Here is a 20,033-nt window from a genome sequence, read left to right on the forward strand (position 1 = left end):
GCATCCACGGCGCCTTGCGGTCGCCGTTCCTGGAACGGCTTCCGGAAGGGGCAACAAGCGGAAGTACTGGCCGGGTCCGTACAACCCGGACGGGTGGGCGGGAGTGCCTGGCGGGGCGCATGCCGACGAACGTAGCGCGCGCATACCCGAGTCGTGGCGGACAGACATCACCATGCCGTCCAGGTGGCGGCCATGCGTCAGCGCTCCGGGTGGCAAAAAGGCTCTGCGGCCGATGTCACCGGCCGGTCGCGCGACCCCGGCTCCGACGTCGTCGGTGCGGGGCGGACGGTCCGGCCTCGCACGCGTACCTCGTCCTCGCCCAGTACCACGCGGGCACAGACCACCACCCCGACACCCACCACGTCCTCGTCGGCCTCGTCGAGGGCTATCGCACCGGTACCGCGCCCGTCCCCCCGGCGTCACGGGTCCGGCGGGTCGCGGCCGCGACGGTGGCCATCAGTTCCGCGTCCAGGACGGACGGGTCGGCCAGCCGCGTCGCGGCGGCGTACGAGTTGAGCAGGGCCTTCGTGACGCGCAGGGCCGCCTCGGGCCGGCGCACGATGGGCTTGGCCCACGCGTCGACCGCCGCGTCGAGTTCGTCCTCGGGCACGACGCGCTGGAGGACCGACAGTTCGTACGCCTCCGCCGCCTTGAAGGGGCGCCCGGTCAGAATCAATTCGCGCACCCGGGCGGCGCCGACCTCGTGGAGCAGGCGCGGCAGCATTCCGCCCCAGGCGGTGGGCAGGCCGAGTGCCAGTTCCGGCAGCCGGAATCCGGCGGTGTCGGCGCCGACGCGCAGATCACAGGCGAGGGCCAGTGCCATGCCCGCGCCGATCGCCTTGCCCTGGACCCGGGCGATGGTGACCGCCTGGCTGGTGGTGAGCGCCTCGCAGACGCGGCGGCCCTTCTCGGCCGCGATGCGGATGCCCCGCCCGGTGGGGTCCTCGTCGAGCCAGTCGACGAACTCGCTGCGGTCGCCGCCCAGCGAGAAGTGCTCGCCGGCCCCGCTGAGCACCACCACCCGGACATCGGGGTCCGGCAGGGTCAGGATCGCCAGCAGATCGTCCAGCATCGCTTCGGTGACCGCGTTGCCGGTGTCGGGGCTGTTCAGCTCCACGCGCAGGATGCCGCCCTCCCGCGCGGTGCGTATGGGGCTCGGTGCCGCCCGGTACGGCGACAGGTACTCGGTGAGAGAGAACTTCATATCGCTACATTCATCGAGGTCACACGCCTGAAGACCAGACGGGACGCGTAGTTGGGCGCCGTCACGGCGCGCAGGGTGGGGAAACGTTTCAGGAGCTGGGCCAGGAGCGTACGTGCCTCCAGGCGGGCGAGAGCCGCGCCCAGGCAGTAGTGCACGCCGCCCCCGAAGGTGAGGTTGGTGCCGGTGCGCGTGACGTCGAAGGCGTCCGGGTCCTCGGTGTGCCGGGGGTCGTGGTTGGCGGCGCCGAACACGACGTGGACCATGGTGTCCTTCGCGATCGGCACGCCCGCCAGGACCGTGTCATCGGCGGCGATCCGCGTGTTGATCTGGATCGGCGGGTCGTAACGGAGAACTTCGTCGACGGCCGCGTCGATGTAACCGGGGTTCTCCCGGAGCCACTCCCACCGGCCGGGCTCGGCCAGCAGCAGCCCCACCATGGACGAGAGCAGCGTCGCGGTGGTCTCCAGCGAGGCGATGGTGACGAACATGGTCAGACGGTAGAGGATCTCGTCCGCCGTCTCGCGGTCGGGCGCCATCGCGTCCCAGGTGTGTATCCAGCCGGTCACGACATCGTTGCCGGGGTTCGCGCGGCGCTGCGACACCAACTCGGTGAAGTACGCGCGTAGATGCAGGGTCGCTTCTTCGGATATGGCGAGTTCGCTCTTGGTGGGCAGCAGTTCCTGGGCGTGCACCTGGTTGTGGGTGATCTCCAGGATGTGGGCGTAGTCCTCGGGCGGGATGCCCAGCCAGGTGCCGATGGTGCTGATCGGGAGCTGCTCGCTGACCGTACTGACGAAGTCGGCCTCGCCCCAGCGCAGCTTTTCGGCGAGCTCGTCGAGAAGGCGGGTGACGTGCTCCTCGATCTGCGGGGTCAGCCGCTGGATGGTGGAGCGGTCGAAGAGATTGCCGAGGCTGCGGCGCTGGCAGGTGTGCTCGGGCGCGTTGAGGCGCGCGAGCGTCTTGGTCATCTCCTGGGTGGCGATGGCGTCCCACTGCCGGGCGTCCTCCTGGCGTTCCTGCCAGGCGAAGTCCGGCGCCAGCCAGTTGCGACCGCGAAGCACCTCGCTGCACGCGTCGAAACCGGTGACGAAGTACGCGTCCCAAGGAGCGCGTACGACGTCCCCCATGGTTCTCAGTTCCCCCAGAAGGGCGTAGGGATCAGCCTGCCCCTCCGGTGATTTGAGACGTCGCAAGAGGGAGATGAGGGCACGACGGTCGACGGCAGGCCGGTCGGTGCCACATATAGCGCTCACGCAGAGTTCCTTGCCTTGGGCTCATGGTTACGGCCAGAACCTACCCCTCCGCATATATCTGCCAAGCGTCGATCTTTGTTGCCCGTATCACAGGCAAATGTGTCGCTGCCCCCTTGTCATATGCCGATAGGCCGTCAACTCCCCTTGTTTTCCAGGCGAGTTATGCGCACATGCCGTCCGAATTCCGGTAGCTGGACGGCGTCACACCCGGAACACGTCCAGGAAGGAGCTCCACCAGCCCTTCGTCTTCTTCTGCGGCTCGATCTGGTCGTACCGCGCGGCGGGAACCTCCTCAAGAGGGGCGGTACGTGACGAAACAGACGACTGGGATGCCGTGTTCGCGGCCTTCGCCGCCTGGCGGGCCGGACTCGGGCTGAACCGGACCGGCAACGACACCAGGGCCCGGTGGAACGGTCCCGGCCGCCACTCGACCCCGGAGGCCGGAACGGCGAGGGCGAGGTCCGGCACCGAGTTGAGGATCTTCTCGATCGCGGTGAGGGCGATGAGCTGCGCGGGAGACTTCGCCGGGCAGACGTGCGGACCCGCGCCCCAGGCCAGATGGGCGCCCTTGCTCAGGGTCTGGCGGGCGTCGGTGAGCGCGGGATCGCTGTTCGCTGCGGCGAAACTGATCAGGACGGGAGAGTCCGCCTTCAGCGTCACGCCGCCGAGGTCGATGTCCTGGACCGGGTAGTGCGTCGCGTAGTTGGCGATCGGCGGGTTGTTCCAGAGCACGTCGTCGAGGGCGTCCTCGACCAGCAGCCCGGTACCTCGCCGCTGCGAATTCCCGGTGTCATCGGACAGCAGGAGGAGCAGCGCGTTGGCTATGAGGTTGCGTTCCGGCTCGATGCCCGCGCCCATCAGCATGACGAGCTGGTCCTTGAGCTCCTCGTCCCGCAGGCCCGCCGGGTGCTGGATGAGCCAGGAGGTGATGTCCTCGCCGGGCTGGCGCCGCTTGAGCGCGACGAGTTCCATCAGGCACTCGGTCAGCTCGGTGTTGGCCCGCAGTACGTCCTCGCCGTCGAAGATCGCGGACATGCCGCGGGTCAGCCGGTCGCCGATCTCGCCGGGGCAGCCGAAGAGCTGGTTGAACAGCAGCAGCGGCAGCAGCTTGGCGTAGTCGCCCAGCAGGTCGGCGGAGCCGCGTTCGATGAACTGGTCGATGAGGTAGTCGGCGATGCGCTCGACGTCCCGGCTGAGCCGGGTGGTGTTGAGCCGGCCGAGGCTCTCGGTGACCGCCTTGCGCAGCCGCAGGTGTTCGGTGCCGTCCGTGAACAGGCAGTTGGGCCGGTAGGCCATCATGGGCACGACCGGACTGTCGAGCGGTACGCGTCCCTCCCGCAGTGCCGCCCACCGCCGCGAGTCCCGGGCGAAGTAGGAGGGGTTCTGCAGGACCCGGAGCGCGGCCTCGTGCTGCACGATGAGAGTGGCCTCCACGCCGGGGGCCAGCTCGATCGGAGCGGCGAGCCCGTGCGCCCGGAACTCGTCGTACACACGCTGCGGATCGGACGCGAACTCCGGTCCATAGAGGGACGTCTGACGCTCACCACGCATCGGGCACCCGGTGGGGGCGCTGTACGGGGTGGCTCCCGGCAACGAGTCCATGTGTGATTCCTCGGTGTGATCGCGGGCCTCGCAGGACCCGGACGGAGAACGGAGAACGGAGATCGGGCCGCCCGCCCCGTTCGTACCGCGGACGGAGAACGGGGGTCGGGCGACCCTTTACGTGGGTACCGGCGGCCGGAGAACGGGGGTCGGGCCACCCGTACCGGAAGACGGCGGGCGGAGCAGGGTCAGGCCACCCGGGCGAGCAGGTGCTGGACCAGGGTGATCAGGGCCTGCGCGGACGACTTCTCGTCCCGGGCGTCGCAGTACACGACCGGGGTGTCCGGCAGCAGGTCGAGCGCTTCGCGCAACTCGTCCTCGGCATGCTGGGAGTACGGGTCGAAGCTGTTGACCGCGACCGCGTACTCCAGCCCGTACGTCTCGACCAGGTCGATCACCGGGAAGGTGTCGGCGAGACGGGCCGGGTCGACGAGGAGCAGCGCGCCGAGCGAACCCCGTGCCATGTCCTCCCACAGCTCGACGAAGCGCTGCTGGCCCGGCGTACCGAACAGGTACAGCACCAGCTCGTCGCTCAGGGTCAGACGGCCGAAGTCCAGGGCGACCGTCGTGGTCACCTTGCCGGGCGCGCCACGCAGGTCGTCGATGTGCGCGCCGGCCTGCGTCATCCGCTCCTCGGTGCGCAGCGGAGTGATCTCGGAGAGGGTGCCGATGAGCGTCGTCTTGCCCACGGCGAAGTGTCCGACGACGAGGATCTTCGCCGCACGCTGTACCGCGTCCGACACATAGATGCTCTCAGCCGAACCGGACGTGGAGTCCATGCAACACCTCTTCGAGGATCTTCCTGTCAACGAGCTGAGCCGGCGGTGGCGCCTTGCGGCGTATCAGATGTCCTTGTTCCGTTAAATCGTTCAGCAGCAGCCGAGCCACTCCGACGGGCAGCTCCAGATGGCCCGCGACCTCGGCCACCGACAGATAGCCGCCGGAACACAGGTCCCAGATCGCCCGGACCTCGGGGCTCGGGTTCGGGGGCCGCTGCCGGTCGGGGGCGATCATGACCAGAGTGACGAGGGAGAGGCCCTCGGCGTCGGGCAGGCCGCGTCCGCCGGTGATGACGTAGGACCGGACGAACCCGCTGCTGACCGCCTGCTCCTCGCCCGGCGTCGTCATGCTTCGCTTCCGGCGTTCTGGCGCAGCGGCGTGGTCATCGCCTTCCCCAGCGCGGTGACCTGCTGCTGCATGCGGAAGGACATGGCCTCCATGTCCACGTCGGCCGCGGCGGCCGCCGCCAGGTAGGCGCCGGTACCCGCGGCGATCAGGAAGATCCAGCCGTGCTCGTACTCAAGGAGGGTCTGCCGCCAGCGGCCGGGGGTCTTGGTGCCGATGAAGGGGGCGACGGCCCGGCTCAGCGACTGCATGGAGCTCATCGCCGCTGCCACGGTCTCCGCGTCGTCCCGGCCGATCTGGCTGGAGTTGGCCAGTAGCAGGCCGTCGGCGGAGACGAGGATCGCGTGCCGGGCGCCGGGTACCTGGAGCACATCGTTGAGCACCCAGGAGAGATCGGGGTTCACTGGATCTCGGGTCCTTCCATCGTCGTCGTGTCACGTCCGGACCGGGTTCCGCGCTGGAACGCACCCAGGCGGGAGGCGGTCTCCTCGTTGCTGCGCGCCGGCCCGGGTTCGGCCGACGGCACCACGGACACCGGACTCTTGCGACGACGCTTGGGCAGGCCGCCGGCGGTGGTGAAGGACCCGGCGGGCTGCGGAGCGGGGGCCGGCTGTGCGGCCGGAGGGAACAGCGGAGTCGGAGCGGGCGCGGGCGCCTGGCGGTACGGAAGCGCCGCCACGTCCGCGTCGCGGCCACCGGCGGCCGCGGGGGCCGCGACGGCGGCCGAGGGCGCGGGCGCGTCGCCGGTGAGAAGCTCGTCGGGCAGGAGAACCACCGCGCGTACGCCTCCATAAGGGGATACGGAGTCCACCGAGACCTTGAACCCGTAGCGGGCGGCCAGCATGCCGGAGACGGCGAATCCGAACTGTGGGGGAATGCCCAGACTGGAGACGCTGATCGCGGCCCGGGGCGCGAGGAGAGCCGCGGCGCGGTCCTTCTCCTCCTGGCCCATGCCGAGGCCCGCGTCGTCGACGATGAGGCAGACGCCCTTCGGGACGGCCTGGATGTTGATCTCCACCGGAGTGCCGGGGGCGGAGTAGTTGGTGGCGTTGGCGAGCAACTCGGCGAGGACCACCGCGACGGGTTCCACGGCCTTGCTGACGACGGAGAAGTTGACCTGTCCGTTGACCCGGACCCGGTCGAACTGCCGGATGCGGCCCTGGGCGCTGCGGGCGACGTCGAAGACGGACGCGACGGTCTCCCGGCGTCCGAGCCAGCCGCCGCACAGCACCGCGATGCCCTGCGCCCGGCGGCCGAACTGGCTGTTGGCGTGGTCGATGGCCATCAGGTCGGCGAGCATGTTGGGGTCGTCGCCGTATTTTTTCTGGGCGTTCTGGACGACCACCTGCTGCTCGTCCGCGAGCCCCTGAAGAGTACGCACGGCCGCCTTGAGGACGGCCTTGGTCTCCTCTTCGGCGTCCTTGCGGACCTCGGCCATTTCAGCGGCCTGCCGGTGCAGCAGACCGGTGTGGGCGGCGTGGACCTCGTCCCGTTGCCGCTGCAGCGCGTCCCGCTCCTCCCGTAGTCGGGAGTGCTGTCTGCGAAGCCCGATATTGGTCTTGCGAGCCCGCAGGACGGCACCGACAGCTACCAGTGCTACGACAACCAGCGCCCAGAGGAGCAGGCCCTGTGCAAATGTCATGAGACTCACTTCAAGTGCCATGGCTGGGAAACGGCTTGACGCTTCCTCATGTGCTGTGCAAGCCGGGCTCATTGAGTCACGGCATGGGTCACGCGGGGAAGGCCCCTCCGAAAGTGGGGCCGAGGAATTCATCCCTTCCGGAATGCCCCCATACGCCATCAGCCCACTGGAAGTAAGATGATCTTAGCATCGGCCTGTCCGGGAAATGTCAAGACCAACACGCCAGTTGCACTCTTGACGCGGAATGTTCACATCCGCTCGGCCTGATGACCCGTCGAGAGCCCTCATACCGCGTGCGGTTCGCGAGACCGGCCGTGTTCGGGCGTGTGCAGGCACCGCCCGGCCGCACAAGTCCGGCCAGGCGGTGCACGTTTACGTCACAGGTGGCAGACGCCGGCGCGCGAGGGCGACGGGGCAATCAGCCGACGCACAGAACGAGCAGGCACAGCTGCTTCCGCGGTGCCGGCTCGGCCACCGACGTGTCCGGCGAGGGATTCGCAGCCGAGGTGTCCGCACCGGTCCGCTCGGTGGAAGCGGGCGCGGTCGCATCGGGGACTGCGGCCGGGACCGGAGCCGGGGCGGGGGCTGTGGCGACGGCGTTGTCGACGTGCGTCACCTTGGACGACTCGGGTGCGGTGTGCGACGTCGTGTTCGTGATCGCGGGGGTTTGGGCCACGGCGGCGGCCGCCGGCTGCCGGTTCGACTGCACGGTGGAGGACGTGGCGACGGTGACCTTCCGATGCCGGCCCGTTCCCATGGCCGGTTGAGAGCCGCGATGCCCGGAATCCCCGGCTTCCGGCTGCTCCGACACCGAATCGGTGGTCGCCGTCCGTGGCGCCGCGGTCACCGGGTCCGGCGGTGAGGCCGCCTGCGTGTGGCCGGCCGAAGGCCTGGTGGTCGGCATCGCGGCAACGGTCAGGCCGCCACCGACAAGAGCAATGGTGGTAGCGGCCAGGGCCCGACGCCGGTGCTTCTTCCAGCGCGCCAACTGCCGCCGCCGGGCCGCCCGGCCCTGACCGGTACCGATGGGGACGGCGCCTTCGAAGCCGCTGAGTGATTCAGCGCCCGCCGCAGTGACCGATTCGGCGCCCGATTCGGCGTCCGATTCGGCGTCCGATTCGGCGCTCACCGCAGTGACCGAGTCAGTGCCCGGCAGAGTGTCCGACGCGCCCGGCATCGTGTCTTCGAACGCGGCGCTACCCATCCGTGCCGCATCGGAGCGATGAATGCCGCGGCAGGACACCGAAGCGGGGACCTCCTCCGGACGCCAGGCCTCCCCCGCCGCCGCGATGGTGGCGACCGTGCCGTGGATGCGTCGGGCAGGTGGGGCGATGTCCGGAGCGTAGGCGCCGCACCCTGGACACACGAGTGCCCCATTGAGATTCCGGCGGCACGTGGAGCAGTAGTCCATCTGCGATCTTTCTGTGCTGACTGCGCCGCCGGGTCGACCGGCGACCTGTTTCACGTTCGCACGCGGGGTCGAGCGGCCAGTAACGCTAACGGCACCTGCCGAACGTGGTGCGCAGCCCTTGTGGTGCTCCTGCGAAGATTTACCGACGGTGGTACGCCGTTGGTACGCCGCCGGTGCGCCGTATTCCCGTGCATGTCGTCACGAATCCCGGGATGAGGACTCGGGCCTACGGGCGTACGTGCGCACGACTGCTCGATGTCAGTGAGCGCTGCCATGATGCCCGGCAACGTCGACAGCACGGGAGCAGAGCATGGTCGAGCAGGCGGTACGGCCCATAGTCGAGGCGATCGTCGCCGGCGCACCGAGCGGCTGGACGGAGGCAGTACTGCACGGCCGGGCAGGGCGGGGCGGATCCTCGGTGACCGGCCACTACATCCCGCAGGGGGACTCCTGGGGCGCCCGCGTACCCCACCCCTACGCGGAACTCATGGCGTTGGCGGAGACGCTGCGCGAGGACCGCGGCTGGGAACCCGTCAGCCTGGAGTTCCGGTGCCGGCCGTCCGGGGAGTACCGACTCGTCGCCTTCCATGACGCCCTCACCCGGGTTACGGGGCTGAACCGCGGCTTCCAAGTGGTCCTGGATCCCGACTACCGGTTGCCTCAGCCCGGCCTGCGCCAGGAGCCCGGTACCGCAGCACCGGCAGGCGACGCCGAACTGGCCGTCGCCCGGTTCCGCGCCTACCTCGAAAAGCGCGCCGCGATCCTGGGACACCCCGACGAACTGCCCCCGCCCGCCACCGCCGCCGCGATCGACGAAGCCGAACGCCGCATCGGCCGCCGCCTGCCCGCCGACCTGCGGGCGCTCTACCTGATCGCCGACGGCGACGGCATCGACTACGAGCACCGCTACCTGTTCCAGGGCAACGCCTGGCTGTCGCTGGAGAGCCTCGTCGCCGAGACCACCGACTGGGGTTCGGGCGAACGCCCCTGGTACGGCTGGGACTTGGAATGGGACGCGGTCGTCTTCGACACCACCCCCGCCGATACCGTACGCCGCTGCGGCAGCCACCCCGGCTGGCTGCGCTTCGCCACCAGCGAGGACGGCAACTACCTGGCCGTCGACACGGCCCCGGCCCGGTACGGCCGCCCCGGCCAGCTCATCCGCACCGGCCGCGACTACGACGACGGGCCCGCCTACGTCGCCGACTCGGTCACCTCACTCCTCGGCCACTACCTGGAGCTGCTGGACCAAGGCGCGTACGAGAAGCACGGCGACCACGTCTCCCTGCTCGAACCCGACCGTGAGCCGGCCCCCCAGCAGGTCATCGGCGACATTCCCGACGAGGTCCCGCCCACCCTCCAGGCCATCCACGTCAACGACGCCACCGGCCCGGTCGACCTCGCCCCGCTCACCGCCGCCCCCTGCCTGCGCCGACTGCACCTCAACCGTTCCACCACCAGCGACCTGCGACCGGTGCGCGAACTGCCGGTCGAGTCCCTGCGCATCACCCTCGACGGCGGTGACCCGACCCCGCTCGAAGGCCACCCCCACCTCGCCTCCCTCGACCTGAACACCACCGTTCCGGCCGACCTCGCTGCGCTGCGTACCGTCCCCCACCTGCGCGGCCTCGATCTTTCCGGAGCCGTCGTCGCCGACCTGTCCGTCCTGGCCGACCTGACGGGCCTGCGCTACCTCTCCCTCACCGGACGCCAGTGGACCACCCTGCTGGCAGAGGGCCAGAGGCCACCCGCCCTCACCGCCGCCCACCTGGCCGACCCGGACGCCACCCTCGACGAAGCCCTCGCCTGGGCAGCCCGCCTCGGGCTCACCACCGGGAACGCTCTCCGCGTCACCGGCACGCTTTTCTGATGCTGCTGACGCAGCGGGGGCCCCGGAGGGCCGGGCCCGCCTCGCGACGGGCGCGTCGTCCGACCAGCGCGCACAGGACGTGGGCACCTGGGGTCGCCTCCCGGTGGGCGACGGTGACGAAGGGCGCGGTGCTGTTCCCCCGCCCGGAGGAGAAGCCGGCGCAACGCACAGGAAAGGCCGGGACGACACGAGCGGTCCCGGCCTTTTCCACTGCTCCGCCGCCTTCGGGTCAGCGGACCCAGTTCTTCAGCGGCTCCGTGTCCAGTTCGATGCCCACGGGGTCGGGCAGTTCGACAGTCTTCCCGTACGGAACCGTCACCACCTGCTCGTACCGCACGCCGTCGGGCTGCGAGTGCACCTTGACCTCGCAGGTTGCACGGTCGATCAGCAGGTAGACGGGAATGCCGGTCTCGGCATACGCACGCGGCTTCTCGACGCGGTCCCGGCGGTTGGCGTCCTCGTCGTACGAGGTGACCTCGACGACCATCAGGACACCGTCGGGGCCGGCCCACTCGCCCTGGCCGACGAAGGCGCCACTGCGGGCGAGCGCACCGTCCGGGCGGGCGTTCCCCTTGCGGTACGTCTCGATTCGAAGGCCCTGTTCGGCGTAGAGCCAACGGTCCGGATCGGCCTGCATGCAAAGGCGCGTCAGCCATTCGATGATCCGCCCGTGATCCCCGTCCGGCGCAGCCTTGACCCCCGGTTTTCCGTTCACGAACTCCAGACGCAGTGCTTCTTCGGTGCGTATGGCGCGGCGGGCGAGGTCCTCGAAGACCTCCTGGGTCAGCACACTCTCCTCAACCACACTCGTCACTGCCTCCTGAAGGAAACCGGACTGCTTCCAACGTACGGGCCCGCCACCCGGCCCGTGCCCGGTTCACCGCTCCAGCCCCTCCGCGTCCCCTATGACGACGACCGGCTTCTTCTCCGGGTCGAGGATGCGGAGCAGTTCCCTCATCCGGTTCTCGGGGAGCGAGATGCAGCCCTGGGTCGGTCCGCCGTGGTCCACATGGATCCAGATGCCGCCACCACGTTCCTTGCCGAGCGGGCGCTCCGGGTCCAGCGGGGAGGCGCCGGGGACCCGGTTGTAGTCGACGGCGACGACATAGTCGAAGGAACCCTCCAAGGTCTCCCCCTCGAACCCTTCACCGCTCACCGCGAACTCCGGGCGCTGTTCGTACGGGAACGCGGTCTCCGGGGGTTCGAAGCGGCCGCCCGCCGCCGTCAGCCCGTAGACCCCCACCGGGGTGCGGAGGTCGCCCTCCCAGTGCTCGTCGGTCCAGCCGTTCAGGCCATTGTGGGCCGGCCAGCGGCCCGTGGCCGCGCGCCAGCCCGCGGCGGGATCGTCACGGGTATAGAGGACCGCGGTGGACAGGCTGGAGTCGTAGGAATCGCCCGTGACGACGAGCGCCTGCCGGGCGTCCGCCGGGATCCCGCCCCTGGTGCGCGACCCCAGCGCGGGGATCTCACGGGGTACGACGCGTGGCGCGTACGGACCGGGGGCGGCCCGCCTCCGGTCCCCGGCGGCTTGTGGACCCGCGACACCGGCGGAAGCCGAGGCCGCCGCCCGGACCTCGTGGGTGCCGCCGGCGGTCTCGGAGGTATTGCCGCAGGCGGTAAGCAGCAGAATCGTTCCGGCACAGATGGCGTACGAGGGACGCCGGGCGGCCGATGGACGGTTCGCGGACACGGGCACTCCTCAGCGGTCGTGGGTGAAGACGGCACGGGCGGGGCTCCCCGTCATGCTTCGTCCCGCCGAACCCAGTTAACGCCGCGTCGTCGATGCGCGAATCCGCACGTGGGCCATACGGCCGTACCGCCCACCGGACACGCACCTGAAAGAGGCCCGGAACCATGTCGGCCGTGTAGGTTCCGGCCCTTCCCACCCGTGGGGAAACGGAGGCCTGAGGACAGGTCAGAGATCCGTGCCGTCGTGCGTCTCGTCCGGGGCCACCCCCATCGTGATCGAGCCGACGCCACCCCGCGCCATGTGCCGCTTGCGGTACGAGAGCTCCATCAGCCCGCCCGTGACCCCGCTCCGGTCGTAGATGGTGTCCTCGGTGAGGGTGGTACGGGTGGTGGTGCTGGTCGAGTACGGTTCGATCTCCGCCGAGTCGAGGACCGCGGACTCTGCGAAGAAGAACTGCCCGGTGTGGCAGGTCTGCCCGCCCTCGTACCCGGCGTGCAGCACGGCGCGGGGCAGTCGTGTGTGAGGGTGCAGACCTCAACCGCGGCAACGTGCCTGCGCACATCCTGGCCGTCCACGGCGAGGGCGTACCAGCGACCATCGAAGGTCATTCGGAAGCGATTCTGTGTCGTCACCGGCGGATCCTATGCCCGGCTCAGCCCACGTCATTTTCACCCTCGCCGACACGCCCACGATCCCCGTTCCGCCGAGAGCGCTCTGTTTGCGAACTCAACTACATACCACCCACCGGATCTCCAGCAGCCCTTATCGGTCAACGTCAGCATCGATCTCGGACAGGACCGTTTCGCACAGTGAACGGTTCCTCATGCCAAGACATCTTTGACCGCGATCAGTCATCAAGCTCCTGGGGGAAACATGCGCATGCGCCCATTGCGCAGACGCATCGTCGTCTCGGCATTAGCCGCAACGCTACTGTCCGCCGGCACCACCGCATCAGCGGATTCTGCGGACCAACCTTCGACAACGCCGGATTCAGACCAACTCTCTCAGCTGGCCGAGCGCTACCTGCAGCAGCGGGCCGACGCGGTGACGACGAACCCGGCACGGTTGCGTTCGGCTGACGTCCTGTCCGCGGCCACGGGGCCGATGAGGGCCGAACTACAGAGCGACCTCGCCGCACTGGCTCGAAAGGGCAACGTCTACAAGAAGGCCGACGGAGGCTATACGCACGCCGAGGTCGACGTGACCGTGCTCGACACGACCACCAACGGGGACACCACGACCTCGCACATCACCGAGAACGGCCGCCTCCATCTGCCGTTCACCGCAGCCGAGGTGGCCGACGGGGCGCCGGAGTACGAGGAGTACTCAGTCCCCCACACACTGACGTTCACGCGGGACACGTCCGGCGCATGGCTGCTCGCAGCGGACAAGGCCGAGCTCGATGGCGGGCCCGTGCCGAGCACTCAGATCGCTGAACCTACCGACGCCCCAGCTCCGGACTCGGAGAACGAAGGCGACAAGGGCACGGCCTCCGCGACAACCGAACTGCCCAGCAGCTCGGTTGATCCGAAGGTCACCCCTGATGCCGAGGCTTCCGCAACCACTTCGTACAACTACAGCGCCATGGTGCGCTACGCAAACAAGTACTGGAAGACGCCGAGCAACGACTATCGCACCTACGGAAACGACTGCACGAACTTCGTCTCCCAGGTGATGCGGGCCGGCGGCTGGAAGGCAACCTCCGGCAGCTTCGCCAGCCGCAAGGACAACAAGAAGTGGTTCTATGCAAGCCACACTTGGACCACCAGCTACACGTGGGCGGGTGCCGAGAACTGGTACTGGTTCGCGGTGAAGCACTCCAAACGGACCAAGTCCCTCAACAATGTCTGGAAGCTCGCTTCCGCCGACGTGCTCCAGGCGAACTGGAAGCCGCGGAACGACAACATCATCGATCACACCATGGTCGTCACCAAGCTCTACAAAGGCACCCCATATCTCACCTATCACACGGGAAACACCCACAACAAGAGCCTCCGCAAGCTGCTCGCCGACCACCCGAACGCTGCCTGGTACGCACACCGGACCTGAAGACCCCTGCCTGGCATCCAGGCTGAACCACCTGTGAGGGACACATGAACAGGCGCTACTTCGCCAGCGTCACCCTCGCCGCGCTGCTCGCCCTGGCCGGGTGCGACAGCGGCGACTCCGAGCCGAAGGCGAGCGGTGACCGCGAGACGGTCGAGGCGTACATCACCGCGCTCAACGAACGTGACACGGGCGCCCTGCTGAAGCTGGACGGGGCAACCGACCCGGCCGCTGAGCGGGATGCCGAGAAGGTCATCAAGGAAAAGGGCGGCCGCGGCCTCAAGGTCGACGACATCCAGATCAACTACGATCTCGGCCCCGATGTCGGGTCCGCGAAAATCACCGCCAAGGACAGCAAGGGCGCCGACTACAACGAGAGTCTCACAATCACCCGCGATGGCGGGAAGTGGCACCTCACCATTCTGCCGGCGCCGAAGCAGGACCAGAGCGGAAAGACACCGGCCGAGACGGGTAAGCCGTCCGGCGGCGCCGGCCCGTCGAAGTCCGTGTCCGGCTGACCCCAGCACCCACGAGGGGGCGTGGACGCCCGCTCTCCAACTGATGGCCCACCTCAGCACGTTCAAGGTGGGCCATCACGCTACGCATCGACCATCCGCAGGCTCGGCGACCGGAGCGCGTAGCCTCTACCGTCCGGAGGGTCCGCGCCGGACAACCTGGATGAACGCAGCGAATGAGGCCGACGCGACGAGCAGCGCAGGACCCTGTGTGTCCTTGCTGTCGTAAATCACAAACCTGCGTACGCCGTGCCGGTGAGGTCGGCGACCGCGACGCAGTTGTTGCCGGCGCCGTCGGAGTACGACGACTTGCTGTGAACAAGCAGTCGGCTCCCTACGCCTCACTACTCAGAGTGCCCTGGGTATGTGCCCTGCTTTGATCCGGCTGAAGAGCTGGGTCAGTGCCACAGGCAGGGTCACCAGTTCCGTGCAGGGATCGTCACTCTCCCGTAGTCGGATCCGGCCAGCAGCCGCTGCCAGCTCGACACAGTTTGACGAGTCGCCACCACCGGAGAACGACGACTTCTGCCACGCGATGTCCTGTGCCATGCCGGGCCCCTCAACTGCTTCGCAATAGGCGGTGAATGAAGTCCTTCGACTCTACGTCGCACAGCGCCAACACCTCCAGCTTCCGCATCACCTCCCGGTATCGAACAACTTGGGCCTCCGCGTCCAGAAAGGCACCACCATGTGGGGTGTCCATGAGTACGGTGTCGAGAGCCTGGACAGGGCCGCCCGCGTACACAAGCGGATCTCCCATACCAGCGAAGCCGTCCACGTCGAAGGGGATGACCCTCACCGTGACGTGCGGCAGGTCGGAACGATCCAGGATATGCAACAACTGGCTGCGGGCGACATCGCGGTCAGCGACCCGGATTCGAAGGGCCGCCTCGTGGATCACCGCTTCATAGTGGCCGATCCGCCCATCGACAACAGCCTCCTGTCGTCGCAACCGGAACCGGACCCGCGTCTCCAGCTCGTCCGAGGACAGCCTCGGCACCGTCGCCGAGAAGATGGCCCGGATCTGCTGCTCAGTCTGCAAAAGGCCTGGAACGTGCACGCTCTCGAAGGTCTTCACATACGTCGCGTGGTGCTCAAGCTCCGCCAGGTCCAAGTAGCCGGACGGCACCTTCCCCCGGTACGCATCCCACCAGCCCCGCTCGCGCTCGGTCGCCATGTTCACCAATGCGTTGACGAGAGGGATATCGCTACATGTGTACTGGTTGGCCAAGTGCCGGACCCGTTCGGCACTGACCCCGACCCGGCCGGCCTCCATGCTGGAGATCTTGGCTGAGCGCTCCGGGCGGGCGGCGCTGCGCGAGGCAGGGCGCGGGCGCGCTCAGCGAACAGCCCCCGGCCGGGGGCTGTTTCACGTGGAACCAGGAGAAGGAACCGGGTGATTACTTCTCCGTCTTGCCTTTTGCCGTCGCCGCCGGCTTGCGGAGCTGGATGTTCAGCTCGCGCAGGCAGGACTCGTCCAGCTCCGTCGGGGCGCCCATCATCAGGTCCTGGGCGTTGCCGTTGAACGGGAAGGCGATCGTCTCGCGGATGTTGGGCTCGTCGGCCAGGAGCATAACGATGCGGTCGACGCCCGGGGCGATGCCGCCGTGCGGCGGGGCGCCGAGGCGGAAGGCGCGGAGCATGCCCGCGAACTCGTGCTCGACGGTCTCGCGGTCGTAGCCGGCGGCTGCCGGACGGGTCAAGCTCGTACGTCCCGCTGCTGCACTTCCTTGAGCACCGCCGCCACTGTGGCGAAGTCGTTGTCCACGTGGAGCACGGTGTGACCGTGATGGACCGCTGTCGCACACACCAATAGATCGATGGCTCCCGCGGCGCGGTGCTGCCCGTGCTGCGTGAGCTTGTACTGGGCCGTATCGACCCAGCGCCACGCATTCTTGGGAACCGGCGAGAGCTGGCAGAGATCATCCAGCTCTCCGGCCAACTCGTCGCGGTGAGCCGGGCTGGTGGCCGAGTACAGGAACTCGGTGCGCGTGGGCTCGCACATACGGAACACCCCGGCGGCGATGTGCCCCTCCCACGGGCGCAGCGCCCCTGGGGTACGAAAAAGGTGCCACAGTGCAGAGGTGTCAACAAGATATGTGATCACTCAAAGGCCGCCCGCCGCGCGCGCTTAGCAGCGTCGTACGCAGCTGCGGCCTTCTCGAACTCACCGCGCTCGCCCCGCTGGGCCAGCTTCTCGGCAGCCTCAAGCCTTCTGATGCGAGCCACATAATCCCGCAGAGCCGCGTTGACGGTCTCCTTCTTCGTCGTCACACCCATCAGACGCATCGCCTCGGCCAGCGCCTCGTCATCCAGGTCGATCTGGGTTACGGACATGCTCACCATCCCCACTCGGATACACCATGTACACAGACAAGGTACATCACCAACATTTGTACGGCTGCCGCCTACGCCCCCGCATGCAGGGTTGGTCCTGGGGTGGCTACCACTTCGCTGGAGACTGACGTACTCCGCACGAGTTCGGAGCCGCCCGTGGAACGAGGTGTCGTGGAGGCCGCGCACCGACCCCGCACCCGCCGGAAATCGCGGACAGCCCCCGGCCGACCCCGGCCGGGGGCTGTTTCACGTGGAACCAGGAGAAGGAACGGGTGACTACTTCTCCGTCTTTTCCTTTGCCGTCGCCGCAGGCTTGCGCAGCTGGATGTTCAGCTCGCGCAGGCGGGACTCGTCCAGCTCCGTCGGGGCGCCCATCATCAGGTCCTGGGCGTTGCCGTTGAGCGGGAAGGCGATCGTCTCGCGGATGTTGGGCTCGTCGGCCAGGAGCATCACGATGCGGTCGACGCCCGGGGCGATGCCGCCGTGCGGCGGGGCGCCGAGGCGGAAGGCGCGGAGCATGCCCGCGAACTCGTGCTCGACGGTCTCGCGGTCGTAGCCGGCGATCTCGAAGGCCTTGAGCATCACGTCGGGCTCGTGGTTGCGGATGGCGCCGGAGGACAGCTCGATGCCGTTGCAGACGATGTCGTACTGCCAGGCGAGGATGTCGAGGGGGTCCTTCTCCTCCAGGTCCTTCATGCCGCCCTGGGGCATCGAGAAGGGGTTGTGGGAGAAGTCGATCTTCCCCGTGTCCTCGTCCTTCTCGAACATCGGGAAGTCGACGACCCAGCAGAACCGGAAGACGCCCTCCTCGAAGTGGCCGGCGCGCTTGGCGGCCTCGACGCGGACGGCGGACATGATCTTCGAGACCTCGTCGAACTCGCCCGCGCCGAAGAAGACCGCGTGGCCGGGGGCGAGAGCCAGACGCTCGGTGAGGGTCTTGATGTCGGTCTCGGTGAGGAACTTGGCGATCGGGCCGGTGAGGCCGCCGTCCTCACCGACGCGGACCCAGGCCAGGCCCTTGGCGCCGTGCTGGACGGCGTAGTCACCGAGGCCGTCGAAGAACTTCCGGGACTGGCCGGCGGTGTCCGGGACCGGGAGGGCGCGGACGTGCTTGCCGGCGAACGCCTTGAATTCCGAGTCGGCGAAGATGTCGGAGATGTCGACCAGTTCCAGCTGGGCGCGCAGGTCCGGCTTGTCGTTGCCGTACTTCAGCATCGCCTCGCGGAACGGGATGCGCGGGAACGGCGAGGTGACGTGGCGGCCGTTGCCGAACTCCTCGAAGAGCTCGGTCATCAGCTTCTCGATCGGACGGAAGACGTCCTCCTGCTCGACGAACGACATCTCGACGTCGAGCTGGTAGAACTCACCGGGCGAACGGTCGGCGCGGGCGTCCTCGTCGCGGAAGCACGGCGCGATCTGGAAGTAGCGGTCGAAGCCGGAGATCATCAGCAGCTGCTTGAACTGCTGCGGGGCCTGGGGCAGGGCGTAGAACTTGCCCGGGTTCAGGCGGGACGGGACGACGAAGTCGCGGGCGCCCTCGGGGGACGTCGCGGTGAGGATCGGGGTCGCCATCTCGTTGAAGCCGAGCGCCACCATCTTGGCGCGGATCGAGGCGATGACGGCCGAGCGCAGCATGATGTTGCGGTGCATGCGCTCGCGGCGCAGGTCGAGGAAGCGGTACTCCAGGCGCCGCTCCTCGTTGACCCCGTCCTCGGCGTTGATCGTGAAGGGCAGCGGGGCGGCCTCGCCCAGCACCTCGACCTCGGTGACCTCGATCTCGATCTCGCCGGTCGGGAGCTCCGGGTTCACGTTGTCGGCGCCGCGCGCGGAGACCTTGCCGTCGATCCGTACGACGGTCTCCTTGGTGAGCTTCGCCAGGGCCTCGTTGCCGGGGGTGCCGGGACGGGCGACGAGCTGCACCAGACCGTAGTGGTCGCGCAGATCGATGAAGAGGATGCCGCCCAGGTCTCGGCGATTGTGCAGCCAGCCGCTCAGCCGGACGTCGGTGCCGACGTCAGAGGCGCGGAGCTCGCCGCAGGTGTGGGACCTGTACCGATGCATTCTCGTTCATCCAGTCTTCGCGGTTCGGGGTGGATTCAGCCTCCCCAGGCTACCGCCCGTACCCGTACCAAATCATTGACATTGACATTTCAAGATCATCCGGCACCGGACGGAGGGACGACGGGCCCCGCCCGGAGAGTGCCGGACCACCGCCGAACGGACCGGGAAGGGCCCGGCCGCCCCGTCACACGCCGGACGGGGCGGAAGGCTGAGCACCGGGCGGCCCGGGACGCTCTCCGCGCAGTTCGCCGAGGATGCCGAAGGCCGCCGCGCAGGCCGGCACCGCGAGCAGCATGCCCAGCAGGCCCGCCACACTGGCGCCCGCGGTGATCGCGATCATGATGGTGGCCGGGTGCATCTGGACCGTACGGCTCTGGATCATCGGCTGGAGCACATGGCCCTCCAGGACCTGTACGGCGAGCACGACCCCCAGCGCCCACAGTGCGATCACGAACCCCCGGTCGGCGAGCGCGACCAGGATCGCGACCGCGCCGGAGAGGAACGCCCCGAGGTAGGGGATGTAGGCGCCGACGAAGACCAGCGCACCGAGCCCCACCGCGCCCGGCACCCGCAGGATCAGCAGACCGGCCGTGATGCAGACGGCGTCGATCAGCGCGATGAACGTGGTGCCGCGCATGAAGCCCTGGACGGCTTCGAAGGCCCGCCGCCCCATGGCCTCGACCAGGTCCCCGGTACCGCGCGGGGCGACGGAGTGGGCGAGCCGCACGGCCTTGTCGGAGTCGCGCAGGAAGAAGAAGGTCAGCAGGAGGGCGAGGACGCTGGTCGCGATCAGCGAGCCGATCAGGCTGATCCCGGACAGGATTCCGCCCGCGGCGCTCGCGCCGAACTTCTCGACGAGCTTCTGGGCGTTGGCGACGAGGTCGTCCACATTGGTGTTCTTGCTGATCCCGAAGTGGTCGATGATCCACTGCCCGGCGTCCTTCAGCGACCGGATGATCTGGTCGCCGGTGTCGACGAGCGCGGTGACGACGATGTATCCGGCGCCGCCGACCACCGCGACGAGCAGGGCGCAGGTGAGCCCCGCGGCCAGCGAGCGGTGCATTCCGCGGGCGGTCAGCCAGCTGTGGACCGGGCCGAGCAGCGCCGTACCGAGCAGCGCGAGCAGAACGGGGGTGACCGCGGTCTTGAAGATGATGCACAGCCAGACCGCGACGGCGGCAACCCCGGTGACGAGGAGAACGACACCGCACCATGCGGCTGCGCGCCGCGCGCCGTCGGGCAGGAGGGGATTCGGGGTCTGCACCCTCCCACCCGAT

At 68.6% G+C, this 20,033-nt stretch carries 20 protein-coding genes and 2 pseudogenes; 3 read left to right on the forward strand and 19 right to left on the reverse strand.

Going from position 1 to position 20,033, the window contains the following annotated elements:
• Positions 1–385: 385 nt before the first annotated feature.
• The 8 genes from OG936_RS16520 to OG936_RS16555 form a co-directional block, all read right to left on the reverse strand.
• On the reverse strand, positions 386–1,204 hold the full coding sequence (locus tag OG936_RS16520; RefSeq protein WP_406495571.1) for an enoyl-CoA hydratase/isomerase family protein: 819 nt from the start codon (positions 1,202–1,204) through the stop codon (positions 386–388).
• Entirely contained in the window at positions 1,201–2,331 is a 1,131-nt protein-coding gene (locus tag OG936_RS16525) for a cytochrome P450 (RefSeq protein WP_406495573.1), read from the reverse strand. The genes OG936_RS16520 and OG936_RS16525 overlap by 4 nt, the downstream gene beginning before the upstream one ends.
• 327 nt (positions 2,332–2,658) lie before the next feature.
• Positions 2,659–4,059: a cytochrome P450 gene (locus tag OG936_RS16530; RefSeq protein ID WP_406495575.1), complete on the reverse strand. Its 1,401-nt coding sequence runs from the start codon at positions 4,057–4,059 to the stop codon at positions 2,659–2,661.
• 188 nt (positions 4,060–4,247) lie between these two features.
• Complete coding sequence (locus tag OG936_RS16535) at positions 4,248–4,838, reverse strand: GTP-binding protein (protein WP_406495576.1); 591 nt, start codon at positions 4,836–4,838, stop codon at positions 4,248–4,250.
• Positions 4,813–5,187, reverse strand: coding sequence for a DUF742 domain-containing protein (locus OG936_RS16540; RefSeq protein ID WP_266747226.1), 375 nt, complete (start codon positions 5,185–5,187; stop codon positions 4,813–4,815). Before OG936_RS16540 ends, OG936_RS16535 begins: the two co-directional genes overlap by 26 nt.
• A complete protein-coding gene (locus OG936_RS16545; RefSeq protein ID WP_406495578.1) occupies positions 5,184–5,588 on the reverse strand; it encodes a roadblock/LC7 domain-containing protein in 405 nt (134 codons plus the stop codon). The genes OG936_RS16540 and OG936_RS16545 overlap by 4 nt, the downstream gene beginning before the upstream one ends.
• On the reverse strand, positions 5,585–6,826 hold the full coding sequence (locus OG936_RS16550) for an ATP-binding protein (protein WP_406495580.1): 1,242 nt from the start codon (positions 6,824–6,826) through the stop codon (positions 5,585–5,587). The genes OG936_RS16545 and OG936_RS16550 overlap by 4 nt, the downstream gene beginning before the upstream one ends.
• Before the next feature lie 418 nt (positions 6,827–7,244).
• Positions 7,245–7,955 (reverse strand): hypothetical protein, encoded by a 711-nt coding sequence (locus OG936_RS16555; protein WP_406495582.1) that lies wholly within the window; start codon positions 7,953–7,955, stop codon positions 7,245–7,247.
• A gap of 592 nt (positions 7,956–8,547) precedes the next feature.
• Here OG936_RS16555 and OG936_RS16560 point away from each other — a divergent pair.
• A complete protein-coding gene (locus OG936_RS16560) occupies positions 8,548–10,107 on the forward strand; it encodes an SMI1/KNR4 family protein (protein ID WP_406495584.1) in 1,560 nt (519 codons plus the stop codon).
• 229 nt (positions 10,108–10,336) lie between these two features.
• Here OG936_RS16560 and OG936_RS16565 read toward each other — a convergent pair whose 3' ends face one another.
• From OG936_RS16565 to OG936_RS16575, 3 genes and pseudogenes are all read right to left on the reverse strand, one after another.
• Positions 10,337–10,921 carry a Uma2 family endonuclease gene (locus OG936_RS16565; RefSeq protein ID WP_406495585.1) on the reverse strand — a complete coding sequence of 195 codons (585 nt, stop codon included), beginning with the start codon at positions 10,919–10,921 and terminating at the stop codon, positions 10,337–10,339.
• 63 nt (positions 10,922–10,984) lie between these two features.
• Entirely contained in the window at positions 10,985–11,797 is an 813-nt protein-coding gene (locus OG936_RS16570; RefSeq protein ID WP_406495587.1) for a L,D-transpeptidase family protein, read from the reverse strand.
• A gap of 225 nt (positions 11,798–12,022) precedes the next feature.
• A pseudogene (locus OG936_RS16575) lies at positions 12,023–12,289 on the reverse strand (dioxygenase); the annotation flags it as partial.
• Between the two features lie 345 nt (positions 12,290–12,634).
• On the opposite strand from OG936_RS16575, the gene OG936_RS16580 reads away from it, so the two are divergent.
• Both OG936_RS16580 and OG936_RS16585 read left to right on the forward strand, forming a co-directional pair.
• Positions 12,635–13,846 carry an amidase domain-containing protein gene (locus OG936_RS16580; protein ID WP_406495589.1) on the forward strand — a complete coding sequence of 404 codons (1,212 nt, stop codon included), beginning with the start codon at positions 12,635–12,637 and terminating at the stop codon, positions 13,844–13,846.
• A 44-nt stretch (positions 13,847–13,890) separates the two neighbouring features.
• On the forward strand, positions 13,891–14,361 hold the full coding sequence (locus tag OG936_RS16585; protein WP_406495591.1) for a hypothetical protein: 471 nt from the start codon (positions 13,891–13,893) through the stop codon (positions 14,359–14,361).
• Positions 14,362–14,588: 227 nt separating this feature from the next.
• On the opposite strand, the gene OG936_RS16590 is transcribed toward OG936_RS16585, so the two are convergent.
• The 8 genes and pseudogenes from OG936_RS16590 to OG936_RS16625 form a co-directional block, all read right to left on the reverse strand.
• Complete coding sequence (locus tag OG936_RS16590) at positions 14,589–14,684, reverse strand: DUF397 domain-containing protein (protein ID WP_406500472.1); 96 nt, start codon at positions 14,682–14,684, stop codon at positions 14,589–14,591.
• 22 nt (positions 14,685–14,706) lie between these two features.
• Positions 14,707–14,907: a DUF397 domain-containing protein gene (locus OG936_RS16595; protein WP_406495593.1), complete on the reverse strand. Its 201-nt coding sequence runs from the start codon at positions 14,905–14,907 to the stop codon at positions 14,707–14,709.
• A 10-nt stretch (positions 14,908–14,917) separates the two neighbouring features.
• The gene (locus tag OG936_RS16600) at positions 14,918–15,634 is read right to left on the reverse strand and encodes a DUF5753 domain-containing protein (protein WP_406495594.1); all 717 of its coding nucleotides are present in this window, start codon (positions 15,632–15,634) and stop codon (positions 14,918–14,920) included.
• Between the two features lie 124 nt (positions 15,635–15,758).
• A pseudogene (locus OG936_RS16605) lies at positions 15,759–16,043 on the reverse strand (amino acid--tRNA ligase-related protein); the annotation flags it as partial.
• 14 nt (positions 16,044–16,057) lie between these two features.
• Positions 16,058–16,465 carry a PIN domain nuclease gene (locus OG936_RS16610; protein ID WP_406495596.1) on the reverse strand — a complete coding sequence of 136 codons (408 nt, stop codon included), beginning with the start codon at positions 16,463–16,465 and terminating at the stop codon, positions 16,058–16,060.
• Positions 16,462–16,695: a type II toxin-antitoxin system VapB family antitoxin gene (locus tag OG936_RS16615; RefSeq protein ID WP_406495597.1), complete on the reverse strand. Its 234-nt coding sequence runs from the start codon at positions 16,693–16,695 to the stop codon at positions 16,462–16,464. The genes OG936_RS16610 and OG936_RS16615 overlap by 4 nt, the downstream gene beginning before the upstream one ends.
• A 276-nt stretch (positions 16,696–16,971) precedes the next feature.
• Positions 16,972–18,756 (reverse strand): aspartate--tRNA ligase, encoded by a 1,785-nt coding sequence (gene aspS, locus OG936_RS16620; protein WP_406495599.1) that lies wholly within the window; start codon positions 18,754–18,756, stop codon positions 16,972–16,974.
• Positions 18,757–18,940: 184 nt separating this feature from the next.
• On the reverse strand, positions 18,941–20,020 hold the full coding sequence (locus tag OG936_RS16625; RefSeq protein ID WP_383752160.1) for an AI-2E family transporter: 1,080 nt from the start codon (positions 20,018–20,020) through the stop codon (positions 18,941–18,943).
• Between the last annotated feature and the right edge of the window lie 13 nt (positions 20,021–20,033).

It is taken from the genome of Streptomyces sp. NBC_00846 (assembly GCF_045207325.1).
Classification (GTDB): domain Bacteria; phylum Actinomycetota; class Actinomycetes; order Streptomycetales; family Streptomycetaceae; genus Streptomyces.